This window comes from Paenibacillus ottowii, assembly GCF_006874425.1.
GTDB classification, from domain to species: Bacteria; Bacillota; Bacilli; order Paenibacillales; family Paenibacillaceae; genus Paenibacillus; species Paenibacillus ottowii.
Map to the genome: position 1 here is coordinate 600,203 of NZ_VIJZ01000004.1, position 16,920 is coordinate 617,122.

General features: G+C 46.4%; 12 protein-coding genes. 11 read left to right on the forward strand and 1 reads right to left on the reverse strand.

Annotated features, from left to right (window positions below; all coding sequences use genetic code 11):
- Nucleotides 1-267 precede the first annotated feature (267 nt).
- From FKV70_RS12965 to FKV70_RS12995, 7 genes are all read left to right on the forward strand, one after another.
- Nucleotides 268-1,260, forward strand: a complete 993-nt coding sequence (locus tag FKV70_RS12965; RefSeq protein WP_142613078.1) for a cation diffusion facilitator family transporter — start codon at nucleotides 268-270, stop codon at nucleotides 1,258-1,260.
- Nucleotides 1,261-1,478: 218 nt separating this feature from the next.
- Nucleotides 1,479-3,395 carry a heparinase II/III domain-containing protein gene (locus FKV70_RS12970; protein ID WP_142613079.1) on the forward strand — a complete coding sequence of 639 codons (1,917 nt, stop codon included), beginning with the start codon at nucleotides 1,479-1,481 and terminating at the stop codon, nucleotides 3,393-3,395.
- 16 nt (nucleotides 3,396-3,411) lie between these two features.
- A complete protein-coding gene (locus tag FKV70_RS12975) occupies nucleotides 3,412-5,322 on the forward strand; it encodes a glycosyl hydrolase (protein WP_142613080.1) in 1,911 nt (636 codons plus the stop codon).
- Nucleotides 5,323-5,377: 55 nt separating this feature from the next.
- The gene (locus FKV70_RS12980; protein WP_142613081.1) at nucleotides 5,378-6,514 is read left to right on the forward strand and encodes a glycoside hydrolase family 88 protein; all 1,137 of its coding nucleotides are present in this window, start codon (nucleotides 5,378-5,380) and stop codon (nucleotides 6,512-6,514) included.
- A 395-nt stretch (nucleotides 6,515-6,909) separates the two neighbouring features.
- On the forward strand, nucleotides 6,910-7,428 hold the full coding sequence (locus tag FKV70_RS12985; RefSeq protein WP_142613082.1) for an RDD family protein: 519 nt from the start codon (nucleotides 6,910-6,912) through the stop codon (nucleotides 7,426-7,428).
- Nucleotides 7,429-7,713: 285 nt separating this feature from the next.
- A complete protein-coding gene (locus FKV70_RS12990) occupies nucleotides 7,714-9,681 on the forward strand; it encodes an ATP-dependent DNA helicase (RefSeq protein ID WP_142613083.1) in 1,968 nt (655 codons plus the stop codon).
- Complete coding sequence (locus tag FKV70_RS12995; RefSeq protein ID WP_063212713.1) at nucleotides 9,675-9,974, forward strand: DUF6509 family protein; 300 nt, start codon at nucleotides 9,675-9,677, stop codon at nucleotides 9,972-9,974. The genes FKV70_RS12990 and FKV70_RS12995 overlap by 7 nt, the downstream gene beginning before the upstream one ends.
- Nucleotides 9,975-10,214: 240 nt before the next feature.
- Here FKV70_RS12995 and FKV70_RS13000 read toward each other — a convergent pair whose 3' ends face one another.
- Nucleotides 10,215-10,451 carry a hypothetical protein gene (locus FKV70_RS13000; RefSeq protein WP_244310723.1) on the reverse strand — a complete coding sequence of 79 codons (237 nt, stop codon included), beginning with the start codon at nucleotides 10,449-10,451 and terminating at the stop codon, nucleotides 10,215-10,217.
- Nucleotides 10,452-10,706: 255 nt separating this feature from the next.
- Here FKV70_RS13000 and FKV70_RS13005 point away from each other — a divergent pair, with 255 nt between their 5' ends.
- The 4 genes from FKV70_RS13005 (at nucleotide 10,707) to FKV70_RS13020 (ending at nucleotide 16,346) form a co-directional block, all read left to right on the forward strand.
- Nucleotides 10,707-11,630: a PLP-dependent cysteine synthase family protein gene (locus tag FKV70_RS13005; protein WP_142613084.1), complete on the forward strand. Its 924-nt coding sequence runs from the start codon at nucleotides 10,707-10,709 to the stop codon at nucleotides 11,628-11,630.
- Nucleotide 11,631: 1 nt separating this feature from the next.
- Nucleotides 11,632-12,762 (forward strand): bifunctional cystathionine gamma-lyase/homocysteine desulfhydrase, encoded by a 1,131-nt coding sequence (locus FKV70_RS13010; RefSeq protein WP_142613085.1) that lies wholly within the window; start codon nucleotides 11,632-11,634, stop codon nucleotides 12,760-12,762.
- Nucleotides 12,763-12,956: 194 nt separating this feature from the next.
- Complete coding sequence (locus FKV70_RS13015; protein ID WP_142613086.1) at nucleotides 12,957-15,710, forward strand: alpha/beta hydrolase family protein; 2,754 nt, start codon at nucleotides 12,957-12,959, stop codon at nucleotides 15,708-15,710.
- A gap of 339 nt (nucleotides 15,711-16,049) precedes the next feature.
- Nucleotides 16,050-16,346, forward strand: coding sequence for an SDR family NAD(P)-dependent oxidoreductase (locus FKV70_RS13020; RefSeq protein ID WP_244310724.1), 297 nt, complete (start codon nucleotides 16,050-16,052; stop codon nucleotides 16,344-16,346).
- Nucleotides 16,347-16,920: the final 574 nt, after the last annotated feature.

Consider the following 16,920-nt stretch of genomic DNA (forward strand, 5'->3'; position numbering starts at 1 on the left):
ATCAGTGGTCGCCGGTATATTGACATCTTTGTTTTGGCTCACATACTTATGGTTGAATAATAGAAAAAAATAATACTAGAGAAAAAAACATGCTCCTTAGAATCTGGAGCATGTTTTTAGCTGTTTTTTTATGGGATGCATATCATTGTTTATGTTGCTTCTCTTCTAATGGTTAGGTAAAATATGGACGGGTTAAAAATAATACATAACAAGCGATTACATCATGCGAATATGTCAGATTATGTATACCTCAGGAGGAGCTGCAAGATGGAAGTGAAACAGAGAGAGGACTCCTTTTGGAGTATGGTCAAAAAAGGAAATAAATCTTCGGGCTCGGCGGCGTTGGGTAATACCGGCATTGCCCTGGTTAAGGGGATTGCTTTTGCCTTGACAGGTAGCGGCTCTATGTTTGCTACGATGATGCATTCCATAGCGGATGCAGTGAACCAAATGTTTGTATTTGCGGGTAGTGTATTGGCAGAGAAAAAACCTACGAAACGTTTCCCTACCGGCTTCGGACGGGTAATTAATCTTTTTTGTATGGTTGCTGTTATTGTCGTAACGATTATGGCCTATGAAACTGTATTGGAAGGAATTCATTTATTGCAGCATCCGGCCGAATCCGCGCAAGGATTTTGGATTAATGTAGGAGTCTTGGTTTTGTCATTGGCGGTTGATGGATTTGTATGGAGCAAAGCGATGAAAGAGGTGCTGCATGAATCCAGAGTGGAAGCCAAAGGGCTAGGCATCTTTACCTCTGCTTTTCGTCATGTGGGGCGTGCTGCGCCGCCAACCCGTTTGGTGTTCTATGAGGATTTGGTGGCAACGACAGGCGGGGTGCTTGCCTTGCTAGCTGTAGTGATCACATCGCTGACAGATTTTAAACTGCTAGACGGGATTTCAAGTATTCTCATCGGTTGTCTAATGGTTGGTGTTGCTTTTCGGGTCGGTTATGACAATATGGTGGGCTTGATTGGTGTATCTGCACCTCCTGATATCGAAGAACGTGTAGCTTCCATTATTCTGGCAGATACACATGTGACTGATATTTCTCAAATGCGTATTTTGCAGGAGGGACGTTACTATCACGTCGAAGGGGTAATCGAGCTTACTTCGGGCATGACGCTGGCAGATGCTGATGATATTAAATTCAGAGTTGAGGACGCTCTGCTACGTGATCCTAATATTTCAGATGCTGCATTGGGGATTCTAGAGGATGACGGGATTAGAAACTGGAAACAAGAGAAGCCTAAAGCTTAGAAAAACAGATCAAGCGAACCTGTACAGAACGCAAGAACATAAAATAAGAACCTTCATGACCACGACAGGGACGGGGCTGACCCCATAACGTGGTGTGGAGGTTTTTTTATATTTTTCAAATATATTCCTACCCCTTTGAATTTAGGCTGATTGTTAGATACAATGAAAGCGTTAACAAAAAAGGTGGAACGAATGCTTCTCATGGGGAGGAAATGCGAATGAGTCTTCTGAAGGAGGCTTGGCCTGCTTCGCGGCTCGTCAACGCGCTGGCTGGCAAAGTGCAGGATTCAGCAAGACAACGCTTAAGGAGCAATTGGACTCAAAGGCTGCGGGCAACGGTTGAGGAACCAGCATACGCCGAGCTTTGGAAGGACATCGAACGTATCTGTAATGATGCTCGGAAAGCACCATGGCCTGAACTACCACCGTCTCTGTTCAGGCAATTTGCTAATACAGGGGAGCGCAAGCCGTATGAGGATGTGTACTTTAAACGGCGCGGACGTCTGGTTGCTATCGTGCTGGCAGCTGTTGCTGATCCAGTGCCTCGAAACATGGAAGAGGTAGAAAACGGATTGCTGGACATATGCAGCGAGTACACTTGGGCGCTTCCTGCACATGTCAACGAAGAGGACACTGCAACACCGCCTTGGCAGCAGGTGGATTTATTCGCGTCCGAAACAGCGCAAATGCTGGTGGAAATTTTATTGCTGCTCAGAGAGCGACTGGCTGATCACGTAATCGTTCAGGTACACAAAGAGGTCGAGCGCCGCATACTGGAACCTGTTTTTTGGCAGCCCCGTCATTTTGGCTGGGAAGCGGCAGAGCATAACTGGTCGGCAGTATGTGCCTCCGGTTGCGGGATTGCTGCATTGCTGCTGGAAAAAGACGACCTTTCCAGAGCAGTAGCCATCGAGCACATGCTGGGCGCGCTCGATTGTTTTTTGGCAGGCTACAGTGAGGACGGCGGATGTCCTGAAGGCGTAGGCTACTGGGTGTATGGCTTTGGTTATTTTATGTATTTTGCCGATATGCTGCGTGAGTTTACCGAGGGGGCTGTGGATATTGTGAACTCGGAAAAGGTAAGGCAAATCGCAGCCTTCGCAGAACGGGTCCACCTGTCAGACGGTATTTTCGCTAATTATTCAGACAGTAGTGAAACGGAACGATTGCCTTCCGGACTCATCTCTCAGGTGAATTTTTTGCGAGGGAGCCCATCTACACTCCCTTTCCGCGTCCCTGGCCTGTTGGAAGATCCGTGTCGCCGCTGGGCTCATGTATTGCGCAACCTGGTTTGGACGAATCCTGTGGCCTATGGATGCGGTGAAGCCGTAATCGATTATTTGCCGCAACTCGGGTGGTTGGTGTGCCGTAGCGACAGTTCCCGTCAAGGTGGATATGGGAGACAGCAGGGTGAATCAGGTGCCATACTTGCATTTTCAGCCAAGGCCGGACATAACAATGAGCCACACAATCATAATGACCTTGGGCATTTCATCCTTCATGGCGGTGGCGAAAATGTACTCTGTGATCTGGGAGCAGGCTTGTACACGAAAGCTTATTTTTCACCAGGACGGGAGTCGATTATCAATATTTCCTCAAGCGGTCATTCTGTGCCCATCATCAATGGCACCACACAGCAATCTGGAGCAAAGGCAAGGGCGGTTGTGTTGGGTGCTGATATGGATGAGCATGAGGAAGCACAGACAGTTACAAGGTTTAAACTTGATTTGACATCTGCGTATCCTGTAGATGAATTGGCAAATTTCACCCGCTCCTTTGCCTGGAGTGTACCGGAGGGAAACGAGGGAGCAAGGCTTACTGTCACAGATCATTTTGAGTTTGAGAAGTCTGGCATAAATGTGAACCCTTGGGATGTGGAGGAGCTTTTGATCAGCCGTATTCAGCCCCATACAGGAGCAGGCTTCGTGGAATGGAGGGGAACGAATACCGTGGTTAGGTTAGATTATGATGCTGGCGTACTGAGGCAGAGGTTGGAGGCTGTAAAGCATATAGATCATGAGGGAGTGCCCTTTGTGTTTTATAAAACGTTGCTGCAACTGGGCTCCAATCGCTGGGACGGTTCAGCAAGCATCGATTGCAATCTGTTTTTTACCATACATCAATCTTCATGTTGAATGGGAGGCATACAGAATGAATAAGCTTCATACAAGCAGCGTATACCCTTGGCAGACGGAACTGGAGAGATTTATAGAACAGGTGGAAAGCGCACCAAATCGAGAAAATGACGAATGGACACACGAACGTAAGCTGACTGTGCTGGAAAAGCTGGTTCGTGCATATGCCTCATATCAAGATGAAAACGGAGCTATCATTGACCCTCATTCTGAAAGTGAACGGTATTACTCCACTCCATCCTATGCGTTGGCTGCGGCGGTGCTGGTCAAAAAAGGCCGGCATGATTTACTCGGATCTGCTGCTGCAGCCTTGACACATAGCATAGCCTGTGTAGTGGAGGGAAAAGCACCGGATCAACACCCGGACTTTTTTCCAATTATGGTGATGGGTGCGTATCGTATCCTTAAAAATCTACTGCCAGAGCAAGCCATGGCATGGAAGCAGCAATTGAGCAGGATTCAGCCTGAGCAGACCTACATTTTTACGATGAACAAAATGAAGAATCCAAACCGGATGATCAACTGGAACGCAATCATGATTTCCGGCGAGTTTTTGCGTGCCGCAGAAGGGATTGCAGCTGATTCTGAGTGGATGGAGACGTATATCCGCAACTACCATTTGTCTCGCTTTACTGGTTTGGGGTTGTACCAAGATGGTCCACTGGATCGGCCTAATAGCCCATTTGCCTACGATATTGTCACACGGTTTCATCTGGGTGTGATGCTGGAGAGCGGATATAATGGCGGCTGTGCTTCTGAAGTGCGTGACTACCTTCGCAGGGGCGCACTCAGCTCACTGCTGACTCTATCCCCGCATGGGGAAATTCCTCCGCGTGGAAGAAGTGCACAGCACCAATGGAACGAAGCGGCTGCAGCTTTTGTTTTTACAACACATGCGCAGCAGGCGTATACATCAGGCGAGTATGGCCTTGCAGGTGCATTTCGGCGGGCGGTAGATCTATGCTGGCAATCCATTGCCCGTTGGCAGAACGATGATGGCAAGCTGCATATCGTCCGCAACCATTATTCGTCGGAGGCACGGCATGGATTTGAGGTGTACTCGAATCATACCTGCTACAGTCTGTGGACGGCAGCTGCACTGGCCTATACCCTTCTACATGGGAAGGAGATTGATCGTATTCCGCCAACCTTTATCCCGGCAGAGATTGGCAGTCGGGTATTGGCAACGGACGGCTGGTTTCAGACCGTCATTGCAGCTGTAGATGGACAGCAAATGCTTGTACAAACCTCAATCAACGATCCATACAATATTCCGGGTATCGTACGTATCCAACGTTCTGCACTGCCGTCTCTGATCGGCCCGTCCTCGGCAGGACACGCAGATCGCGGCTTTACGGGATTCGCAGAGGGAGATATTTTCCCGCTGAGCTATACACCAGCCTGGCAAACCGAGGATGGAAAGTGGCATAGCTTGTCAGAAGGAATCCCCGGTACATTGGAGTTTGACCGGGATGGAGGAATTGATCCGCAGGATGGCGGAGGAAACGTACAGTTGGAGCGCAGCTCAGCGTCTGCTGGAGAGACCGATTTTACTCTGCTGTGGGAAGGTCCATTCCCGGGAGTGAGGGAAATCCGAACGCATTACCGTCAGGTACCTGGCAAAATTGAAGTGTCGTATGAGCTTCAAGGTAATATTCAGCATGTGGGGGCCCTTATTCCATTAATGGCGTATGACGGTCGGGAACGAAGCGTGATTCATCATGTAATGGCAGCTGGGGAGGAAACTGAAAGCATTCGAGTAGAATATGCGGGCGCAAGCCTTGAAGTTATCCCCACGACGGAAGGAACAAATGTGGTATGGCCGGAAGAATTGACCTCGGTAGCTTGCCGAAATGGTTTACTTAAGGGAGCGCGTCTGGAGTGTGACGGCAGTTGCATTTCCTTTATCATTCGGTTACCTGACTAGTTTAGGTCGGGAGTTGTAGTTATCTTCAAACATGTGGAAGTGGAGGGGGAAAAGAATGATAAAATCAGAAGCATGGCTGGAGCAATCATGGGAGCTGGCATTGGATAAAACGCATGCCTTGGCGGAAAGACTGGGGGACGCCTTTCCACATGTTGCAGAGGGTGGACGTTATGATAATTGTGAGGAAGCGTGGTGGACAGCAGGCTTTTATCCCGGCCTGTTATGGCTGGCCCACCGGGCACGTCCTGACGGGGAGACCGCCAAAATTGCACAACGCTGCGAGGCCCGATTGGAAAAAATACTTTACAATAGTGAAGCTGTAGATCATGATCTTGGCTTTATCTGGCTGCTCAGCGGTGTGGCCGCCTATCGGTTGACTGGAGACTCAGAGTCCAGAAGACGGGGATTGTTGGCTGCTAATTTGCTGGCGGCCCGTTTTAACGTGAATGGCCGCTTTATTCGCGCGTGGAACTTCCATTCAAAAGACATGGACACACGAGGTGTTGCGATTATAGACAGTATGATGAATTTACCCTTGCTCTATTGGGCTTCAGAGGAAAGCAGAGATCCACGCTTTGCTGCTCTTGCTGTTCAGCATGCAGATACCGTGGCACGTGAGTTCGTTCGTTCGGACGGCTCCATCGCGCATGTGATTGAGTTCGATCCGGCGATTGGAAAAAAGGTCGCTGAGCATGGCGGACAGGGATTTGCTCCCGGTTCCGCCTGGGCACGCGGCACGTCTTGGGCCCTGTACGGTTTTACGCTGTCATACGGGTACACGCGCGATCCGCGTTATTTAAAGGTGGCCGAGAACACGGCTGACTTTTTCCTATCCCAGTTGGGCGACGCTTGCCTGCCTGTGTGGGATTTTAGAGCCGAGGAAGGGCACCGCGAAGCATGGGATTCGTCAGCTGCGGCCATTGCCGCCAGTGGTTTGCTGGAACTGGCAAAATATTCGGCACGTGCAGAGCAATTTACAAAAGCTGCAGAATCCATCCTCAAAGGTTTGCATCATACGTGTACGTCATGGGGCGAAGAACATGAGGGATTGCTGATGAACGGAACCGTACATTATCCTGAGCAAAGACACATCAATGTGCCTATTATCTACGGCGATTACTTCTTTGTCGAAGCATTGGCAAAGCTGCGTGGTGAGGAAGGTTTGTTTAGTGTTGAAAAGCGAGAAGCATAGTGAGTCAGATGGGCAGGACAACCCTATTTCCAATCGGGTTGTCGCTTGTCAAATGCACAGAATGAATAATAAGCAGCGTATGTGTAATCTCGTTTACGCATACGCTGTGTTTTTTTAGCGTGTGAAAAAGACTCAATTTAATTAGATGCCAAAGTACTACATATAGGTAGATAAAGAACCCCAGCGGTATTAATTTCTAGTCCGAACAGATGAATAGCATAGTATATGAGCTCTTTATTTCTATTAAAATTTTCATTTTGATGCATGAAAATAGGTCCTTTTACTTGTTTATGAGTGTTTATTCGTAAATTGACAATTTAGGGAAGTGAGCCTATGATATCTCCTTGGTAAAGGAATAAAATGGATTTTAACGAATGTAAAGGAGTTACATCATTATGACAGCAACAAGTGATAGCGTAAGAAAGATTTACGGAGGATTTTGGGTAAGAACGGCAGCGTTTATCATTGATCTGATCATTGTCTTTGCCATAATTCTTTTAGTTGGGGGGACATTTTCCGTAATTCCAGTTCTTCTGGATATAGAGGAGACGGGTTTCATACTAGAATTTTTAATATGGATGCCGCTGATTCTTTGGCTTGTGCTACCATGGCTATATTGTGTTTTTTTGGAATCATCGAAAGTACAGGCTACGCCAGGGAAGCTTGTGTTTTCTCTAGTTGTAGTTAACAGCAAAGGAAACCGCCTAGGATTCTTACACGCGTCCGGACGGTACTGGATTAAAGTCATTTCTTTTATTCTTATTCATATTATTTACATTGTGGTTGCTTTTACGGCGAAAAAACAAGGAGTGCACGATTTATGTGCCAATACATTGGTTGTAAATAAAAAAGAGTTGCGACGATATGAGCAGGACTCGCCCTTGCAACCAGTGGCTTCTAATATCACGAATTAAGGGAAATGTCGTCGCAGAAGAGGGAATATTATGTAATATAAAGTGAATAATAAAAAAACGATGCTGGAACAAATTCCAGATTTGATGCAGCAAAAGTGAAAAAGAAACCAGCCAATGCCTAAAAGCATTCGCTGGTTTCTTTGTTTTCTCATTATGTCATGAAAAAATTCCATTGTGACAAAATAAAAAATGTAAGTTATTCTTACAGTTTACATGTTCTTTTTAGCTTGTTTTGCGTTATAATGAAAGGATGCACATTATGAACGAATTGGAGGCACAGCCCGATTGACTACTTATCCTTTTGCCTTTGATCCGTCCAAGCCGTTTATTGAGCAGGCAAGTGACTGGATTGCAGATGTATTTTATGAAGTTTTGCCTGAAGTCGGCTTTGAGGTTCGGGATGAACAAATTTATATGGCATTTCAGCTGGAACGTGCCTATAAGGAAAAAAAGACCATTTTTGCGGAAGCAGGTGTAGGTACTGGCAAAACGCTGGTATACCTGCTGTACGCTATTGCGTATGCCCGATATACGAGAAAACCGGCGGTTATCGCCTGTGCGGATGAATCATTGATTGAACAGCTGGTGAAGCCAGAAGGAGATATTGCCAAGCTGGCACAGCACTTAAGCTTGACGATTGATGCCCGATTGGGGAAGTCGCCGGATCAATATATTTGCCTGAACAAGCTGGACGAGGTGCGAGGCGGGTTGGACGAGGACGCGGATGTTTTCCGCGATATTTACCAGGGTCTGCCTGATTTTGTTCATTTTCCAGATACGTTACAGTCTTTCACTCCATATGGGAACCGGAAAGAGTATCCCGATCTAACCGATGGACAGTGGAGCAGACTTGGATGGGATGTATTCCAAGACTGTCTCGTTTGTCATCAGCGGCATCGTTGTGGACAAACATTGTCTCGTGATCATTACCGCAAAGCGGCAGATCTGGTCATCTGCTCTCATGACTTTTATATGGAGCATGTATGGACCTACGAAGCAAGAAAGCGCGAGGGTCAGCTGCCGTTGCTGCCGGAGCACAGCTCTGTTGTGTTTGATGAAGGGCATTTGCTGGAGACAGCGGCACAAAATGCGCTTACTTACAAGCTTAAGCACACTCAATTCGAGTCTATTATTACCCGGTTGTTAGAGGGGGAAGTGCGGGAATCACTGGCGATGACGATCGAAGATGCAATCTCCCAAAGTGAGGTTTTGTTTGCTGCGCTCGATAAGAACAGTCAGCCAGTACAGGGGTCTAATCGTAAGGAATTTATCCTGAATGAGTCGTTGATTCGGGAGGTGAACCGTTTTGGTGAACTGATCGGCACGATCGAGGAAGAGCTTGTGTTTGAAAGTGGGTTATTCTCGCTGGATGAGTATCAAGTCAAAATTGTAGAAGAGCATTTGGAAATGATTCAAACTGCTTTGGCCTTGTTTAAGCGTCCTGAACTTCTCATTTCATGGGTGACGGAGGATCAGGATGGATTAACGCTTGTGGTTATGCCGAAGATGGTAAAAGAGATTCTCAAAGAACGAGTATTTGCGCAGCGTATGCCGATCGTATTCTCTTCGGCAACACTTTCCGTGGAGGGCTCATTTGACTATATGGCGCAAAGCCTGGGCGTTGAAAACCCGCTCACGTTTTCCGTTGCTTCACCTTATGACTACAGTGATCAGATGCAAGCGGCACTGTACCCGCTGCAAGCAGGATATAATCCAATCCCGCGAGTGCTGACACTGCTGGAGAAATCACAGGGAAGAGCACTCATTCTGTTTCCTTCTCAGGAGGAACTGACAGCATTCCAAACGGGTCTTGCTGCTTACCCTGAGGCATCCGCCTATCGTTTTCTGTATGAAGGTTCGGCTGAAATCAGCCATTTGATCTCAACTTTTCAGAATGATGAGGAAAGTGTATTGTGTGCTGTTACATTATGGGAGGGGTTGGACATCCCTGGACCGTCCCTGTCGCATGTCATCATCTGGTCGTTACCATTTCCTCCAAATGATCCAGTTTTTACAGCTCTGCGCAAGGATGCAGCAGATCCATTTACTGAGATAGACATGCCCCACATGGCACTTAGGCTCAGACAGGGCATAGGGCGTCTAATCCGCTCGCGTAGTGATCAGGGCTTGATCTCGATCATGGGTCAGGACTTGACTCGTCCGGAGGTACGCACACAAGTTGAACAACTACTGCCTGCAGGCGTAGAATGCACCGTAATTGAAGGAAATCCGGAGGGAATAAAGACATGTTGAATTTTACAGCCTATACAGTAGATCAAATTAAAGATGCTTTTGGTATTTTGAGTGGACAGCGTTATGAATTTATTATTGAGGTTGAGGTAGAGGAAGACGACGAGCTATACACTGAGAACGGGATATATATCCGTGCTCTTTATTTAGTTGACGAAGAAAAGACAGGGCTGCTGAAGTATGAATTGTTTGAAAAAGTAACGGATCGTTACATCGAGCTTGAACTTGAAGATGATGAGCTGCAAGCAGTTGAAAACTTCTGTAAAGAACATGTACAGGATGAAGCAGTAAGTTAACAATAAGGACACTTAGCTAATATACTAAATATTGCAACCTATAATGAAGGATATCAAGGAGCCTCGGCATGATCGGGCTCCTTTTTTCTATGCCTAGTGAAAAAAGTTATTTGCTCTAACGCAGTCTGTCCCATACATTTACCATAAACAGCATAGAACCCGTCGCGAACAATACCCACCCTATATCGACCCACACTCCAGCCTCTGTAATCGCGTAATTTTTACCTATAATCGCCAATATTAACATCGCAGACTGATATTATGTATCCAAAAGTGGATACGTGCCAGAATCGTAACTGAAAGTGCGGGAAAGACCACATAGATTAGACCTATGAGCCCAAGAGTCGTCCAACCCAGCAGATGGATATGGGACTGAATAGAAGACAGGCTAGAATCACCTGACACGCCAATGATTACACTAAGCAGCACACCGAGGGCAAAATATACGGCAGCGATCTTTAAACATTGCTTACCCATCGATGACATCCTCCTATGTTAGAAATGGGTATTTTGAGAGATTATTCTCCATCATATCGAGGCAGGATATCTAGGGTGTGGGTGTTGTGGCTGGTCCATTTGACAAAAGCTTCAAATACACATAAAATCTTATTGCATCAATACTTACCGCATTACTATGTTTTTTTGGAGAAGACAGCGAATTTCTCCGACAATGGGCGCTAATTTTTGACCGTTGGTTTATTTTGGATTCGCCATTAAAAGGAGCTTGAAATTATGAATGTATATCGCAATACCCTTGAACTCATTGGGCGTACGCCGTTAGTGGAGCTGAATAGCTATTCCCTACCCAGAGGAATTCGCCTGTTCGCCAAGCTGGAGTTTATGAACCCCGGTGGTAGTGTAAAGGACCGCGTGGGAAAGGCACTCATTGAAAAAGCGTTAAAGACAGGTCAGTTGAAGCCGGGCGGGACTTTGATAGAAGCAACAGCTGGCAATGCAGGTATTGGTCTAGCGATGGCCGCGCTTCATTATAATATCTCGGTTATTTTTGCTGTGCCTGAGAAGTTCAGCCAAGAGAAACAGGATTTAATGAAGGCATTGGGCGCACGTATCGTTCATACCCCGACAAGTGAGGGAATGAAGGGAGCCATTGAAAAAACAAAGCAGTTGGCTGCTGAAATCAAAGACGCATACTTGCCGCAGCAATTTAGCAATCCTGATAATCCAGAGGCTTATTATACGACAATGGGACCTGAAATTTGGAACGATCTGGACGGTAAAGTTGACGTATTCGTGGCAGGAGCAGGCTCGGGAGGCACATTTATGGGCACCTCGCGTTATCTAAAGGAGCAAAATACTGCCATTAAAACGGTCATCGTAGAGCCTGAAGGGTCCATTTTGAATGGCGGCGAGTCAGGTCCACATAAAACAGAAGGAATTGGCATGGAATTGATCCCTGAGTTTGTGGATAAAGGGTATTTTAATGCCATTCATACCATTAGCGATGTGGATGCATTTAACCGCGTCAAGGAATTGGCCGAACGTGAAGGGATTCTCGTGGGCAGTTCCTCCGGTTCTGCTCTGCACGCTGCTTTACTGGAAGTAGAGAGCGCACCGGATGGTGCTCATATCGTCACTATTTTCCCGGATAGCAGTGAACGTTATCTGAGCAAAAAAATATATGAAGGCGGGATATAAAATGAAACGCAAAACAAAACTGATTCACGGTGGACTCCCTACTGATCCTCATACTGGCGCGGTTAACGTTCCTATTTATCAGGTAAGCACTTACGAGCAAGAGGAGATCGGGGTTCATAAAGGATACGAATATTCGCGTACAGGCAATCCGACCCGGTTTGCGCTGGAGGAGCTGATCAAGGAACTGGAGGAGGGCAAACGTGGTTTTGCTTTCGGCTCGGGGATGGCAGCAATTCATGCGGTATTTTCCTTATTTAAAGCAGGGGATCATATTTTGCTGACTGACGATGTGTACGGTGGCACTTACCGTATTGTAAGCAAAGTGCTCAGTCGGATCGGAATTGAGTCCACATTTGTAGATACGACGGATTTGGAGGCTATCTCCAAAGCCATTCGTCCAAATACGAGGGCGTTGTATGTTGAAACACCAACGAACCCGCTGTTGAAAGTTACTGATATCCGTGCAGTTTCTGAGCTGGTGAAAAAGCATGAGCTTTTGTTGATTGTGGACAATACATTTGCGACCCCTTACTGGCAGACGCCAATAACACTCGGCGCTGATATCGTCGTTCACTCTGCTACCAAATATTTGGGTGGACACAGTGATGTTGTAGCCGGTCTGGCTGTAGTCAACAGTGAAGAGTTGGGCGAGCAGCTTCATTTTCTGCAAAACGCCATTGGCGGTATTCTCGGTCCGCAGGATTCATGGTTATTGATCCGCGGTATCAAAACCTTGGGTCTGCGTATGGAAGCGATCGAGAAAAATGCAAATGAAATTGCAGCCTTTTTGGAAAAGCATCCGAAGGTTAGTAAGGTGTACTACCCTGGTTTGGAGAGCCATGCACAGCACGAGCTATCCAAAACTCAAGCTGAAGGCTTTGGCGGCATCATCTCGTTTGATGTAGGTAGCGATGCCAACGCAGTTGCACTTCTGAAAAAAGTGAAGTATTTTACACTAGCTGAGAGCCTGGGAGCAGTTGAAAGTCTGATTAGCGTTCCGGCACGTATGACGCATGCCTCCATTCCGGCAGAACGTCGTGCAGAGCTTGGTATTACCGAAGGCTTGGTACGGATTTCAGTTGGAATTGAAGATCTCGAGGATTTGATCGAAGACTTGCAGTCAGCATTGTAAAAAATAAGCATAATGATCAAGAGAGGTGGCAGAAGCCGCCTCTTTTTTTGTTGTGTGAATTAGCTTCTTTTTTGGAAAGCACAGAGGAGTACGCTGAGGCAGTAACGAATAGTTTTATATAGTTCAATTGAATGTTAAACGGAATATAACGCAGCTACGTCTCTGAGGAAACAAAAACCTGGAGGGGGAATGTTATGAGGTTCACACATCTGGAAAAAGCAACTACGGTGCTGGCGGATCATCCGGTACGTCTGGCGTCTGCTTATGCAGTCGGTCCAGTCGAGCTTCCGGAAAATTGTGGTGTAGGCAGAGAATGGTCGAGTCATTTTACGCATGAGGAATGGAATTTGGAAAAGGCTTGTGGTGAAGATGGAATCGAGCTTTCAGCAGGAGGAAGGGCAGCGTGTCGATTGTTGACCGAACTTGATCCTCGAACCTCCGAACTGAATCTAGGCGTTTTTCCGCCTTTGGCTGAACAAGAGAGACTTTTACTGGTTTCAAATCTACGTTGTATGACAGCACAGGAAGTGATTTTCAGACCGTTTGAAGGAACTGGGCAAATTTGGATAGATGGCATACTGGTATATGCAGAATCCGGTCCGTTTCGCTTGTATCTGGAGGAAGGCGATCACACAGTAGTTGTCATTGCTGCGTTTATTCCTGATGAGGCCCGCTCTATTCGTATCAGTGGAAATCAGGTATGCGATGAACCAGATGTGGTAGAACTGCATCGTGAATTTGTAGAGCGTAATATACGTAATCATATGGCTTGGTTAGAGGTTGAGAAAAGTGCTGGCAGAAAAGGGGAAGACAGCCCGATTTTATTTTATTTGCTGCGTAAGGATCGGATCCTTCTTCCCTCAGATCAAACGTTATGGGTCGAGGTAACGAATGATGAGGGGATGAGGTTAGATCAGTTTCCAGCCCATTGGGAGCAGGAGCAAAGCTACGCTTGGGATGAGGAGAAGATCGGGAATACGGGAATGCTGCACTTCACCGTTACCTATCGGGATCATGAAGCCGTAGAGCATCATTTTGTGTATTCGGTACTTGTCCGGCCTTTGTCAGTCGTCGTGGAGAACTTGCAGAAAGAGTATGACCAATACATTCAAGCCTGCGCTAAGGATGTCCTTCATTCTGCACAGAAAATACAAATAGAGGGCCTGCTTGAGGAATTAACCAGGTTAACGGATTTGCCGGAAGATCCTTTTGAAATCTGGGATTCCCGGGGTGTGCGTGAATATATCAAGCTATTAAAACAAATTTTTATACATGGACAGACCAAACAGTCACAGCACCCATCGTTACTTCAAAAAGAACACATTTTTTTGACGGCTGACGGCATTGGCGAAGGATTTTTTGTCTCCCGTTTGGACAATAGTATGCAACGGTATACAATCCAGCTTCCCAGCAACTACACGGCTGAGCGACGGTATCCTCTGATCGTTCTAATGCCTGGCAAGCGATATGAGCTGGGGCTGCCGGATTTTCAGAATAGAGGTTTTGGGCGTGAGTGGGAAGAGGAGGCTATATTTGTTACTTTTTCGTGTCGTGGCGTTACGCTGGGCAGTTATATTGGAGAAGCTGCTTTTTTAGAGGGGCTAGATGTCATACTGCAGGCGTATCAAGTGGATGAAGAACGCATCTATCTGACGGGTTACTCGAACGGTGCATATGCTGCCTGGGCGATGGCACAGGCTTATCCTTCTCGGTTTGCTGCTATTGCGGTTATCTCAGGGGCGCCACATCCCAAGCATCTGATAAATCTGTTGAATATGCCAATATTGGATGTGTGCGGAGATCAGGATTACTTATTTGCCCAAGCTTACACAGCTCCTGTAACCGAGCTTTCATCGAACCATTTTAAAGGTGTGGTGGAGCGGCAGTCTAATCATTGGGATACGCACGAGTTAAGACTTTTGGACGGCATACTGGGTTGGCTTATGCAATGGAAAAGAGTTGCCGTACCTCAGCGTATTGCTTACCGGACAGAACGGTCCAGACATAATCGAGCTTACTGGCTGGAATTGATGCGAATGGATGAGAATGAGGAATATGCAGAATTGCACGGAGAAATGAGTTCCACAGGTGAATTGGATATCGAAGCTGTACACGCCAAAGAATTTGTGATTCATCTCTCACAAGAGGACATGTCTCAAGAACTGGCCCAAGTTCGGATCGGAGCCCGCATTTTCATGTTGGATTTACGAGAATACAACCGCTTTCGCTTTGTTAAAACACAATCGCACCACCGTCCCTCACCTGAATATCGTTTGATCGCTGAGCGGGAGGGAGAGAGCAACGAGAGCGCTACCAAAAAAGCGGATGCAGCTAGGGAAATTGGCGGTTCACTAGGCACGGGAAGAAATAATGTAAACCATGGTATGGGTGTGCTTGGTGTGTATATGGATCGACTTCATATCGTTCTGCCATCCAGCTACGCTACACCAGAGGAAGAACAGGCGATGAAACGAACGGCGAACGCCTTGGCTAGCCCGCGGACAGCGACCTGGAACCCGTACATCGGTGTCCATTATCCGGTAGTGTCTTCTAATGATATTTCGGAGAAAGCACTGGCTGATAGCAACGTCATTTGTATTACTTCAGGTTTGTCCAGACATGAGCTGCTTCAGAAGTATCGAGCTCATCTTCAAATTACATGTACCGAGGACGGGTATGCATGGGGTGATGATTTTACGGCAGGCGAGTACTGTTTGTCATATATTCAGCCTAGCCCATGGTCTGCAAACCAGCAAATGCTTGTCGTAGCGACCAATTCACCACGTATGTTGGGCAAAAACCTTTTTATGCGCAGACTGATTATGCCCGGATATTTTAATGGTCTGCACCCGTATTTAAACAAAGAGATTATTGTATATGATAGCAAGGGAGTGCGTGCTTTTAACTTTACTTCCATTAGACATGCGCAGCAAAAATTGCAAGGCTAATAAAGAAGACAGCTAATTAGACACGATAATCCTAAAATAAAAAAACGTCCGGAGTTGGGGAGGGGGACTGATCCCTTAACGTGAGACAAATCAAAACTCCTTCAAGAGAGCTCAACCATGTCGAGATATGGAAGTAGCCTTGTGCGTCCAACTTTATTGACAAAGCTAAAAAATGTGAATATCATCATAAACGTTTTGAATCCTTCTTCTGTCCAGGGGAAGGCACATTAAGTGCACAGGAAAAGATTAATCTAGTCATGCAATCTATTAATATTATTATAAGATAGTTTTTGATCTATTTAGAGAGCAAATGCTCACTCTCCGAAGGGGGAAAACATAATGGGAAATTCATTTGAAAACAAGTCGGTTATTGTAACTGGTCCGAGTAAGGGGATTGGTAAAGGAATCGCCAAAGTCTTTGCTGAAAAGGGAGCTAAAGTAGCCATTATTTCTCGTAACCTTGATGAGGCCGAGATATGCGCTGCCGAAATCAGAGCATCCGGTGGATACGCGCAAGGCTTTAGAGGTGATGTCACGGATCGATCTTCTATGGAAATGATGGCACATTCAGTATCGGTGGCCTTTAGCGGCATTGATGTGTTGTGTGCTAACTTTTATTCGCAGTGCAGCGCTTGAGTTAGCTCCGTTTGGTATTACAATCAATGCGATCATGCCCGGTAATACAATGACTGAAATGATAGAAATCTTCCCAGAGGCTGGCTTCATCACGGGACAAACAATTATTATCGACGGAGGACAGAGCTTGCCTGAATCCTAATAAAAACAAGTTTGTACCAAGAGGAATAAAATGAATCCTTGAGTAGTCATACCCCTGTAAAGTAGACGAATGAAAAAGCTAAGCTGCAAGCGCGTGCCGATACTCGATCGGGACGCGTTTTTGAGTTTATCCTGAAACCGCTGAGCTTCGCTCCGTCATCAGATTTGATATATCGCTTTTTAAGTAGTCCACCCCTTCATCGGGCTGGATGAACCCTTGCGCCAATCGACGGTTCAGCATTTCGAACCTTTTTCACCCAAACTTGAGTTGGTTAGCCATCCGAAAATCCCCTCCAGGTTCACTCATACCCTCATGGTAACACACAAGGTTTTTTAAGAGTGTATACTTGAAGGGGATGATACCACCTAGGCGATCCTGACGGTTTTTTGCTGCTTTATTGCAGTGGTTTGTCATGGTAATGACGTCATATAT

Coding starts and splice junctions, on each gene's coding strand:
- FKV70_RS13010 (WP_142613085.1), top strand. CDS start 11,632: ATGAAACGCAAAACAAAACTGATTCACGGTGGACTCCCTACTGATCCT.
- FKV70_RS13020 (WP_244310724.1), top strand. CDS start 16,050: ATGGGAAATTCATTTGAAAACAAGTCGGTTATTGTAACTGGTCCGAGT.
- FKV70_RS12995 (WP_063212713.1), top strand. CDS start 9,675: ATGTTGAATTTTACAGCCTATACAGTAGATCAAATTAAAGATGCTTTT.
- FKV70_RS12985 (WP_142613082.1), top strand. CDS start 6,910: ATGACAGCAACAAGTGATAGCGTAAGAAAGATTTACGGAGGATTTTGG.
- FKV70_RS13005 (WP_142613084.1), top strand. CDS start 10,707: ATGAATGTATATCGCAATACCCTTGAACTCATTGGGCGTACGCCGTTA.
- FKV70_RS12965 (WP_142613078.1), top strand. CDS start 268: ATGGAAGTGAAACAGAGAGAGGACTCCTTTTGGAGTATGGTCAAAAAA.
- FKV70_RS12970 (WP_142613079.1), top strand. CDS start 1,479: ATGAGTCTTCTGAAGGAGGCTTGGCCTGCTTCGCGGCTCGTCAACGCG.
- FKV70_RS13000 (WP_244310723.1), bottom strand. CDS start 10,451: ATGGGTAAGCAATGTTTAAAGATCGCTGCCGTATATTTTGCCCTCGGT.
- FKV70_RS12980 (WP_142613081.1), top strand. CDS start 5,378: ATGATAAAATCAGAAGCATGGCTGGAGCAATCATGGGAGCTGGCATTG.
- FKV70_RS12975 (WP_142613080.1), top strand. CDS start 3,412: ATGAATAAGCTTCATACAAGCAGCGTATACCCTTGGCAGACGGAACTG.
- FKV70_RS13015 (WP_142613086.1), top strand. CDS start 12,957: ATGAGGTTCACACATCTGGAAAAAGCAACTACGGTGCTGGCGGATCAT.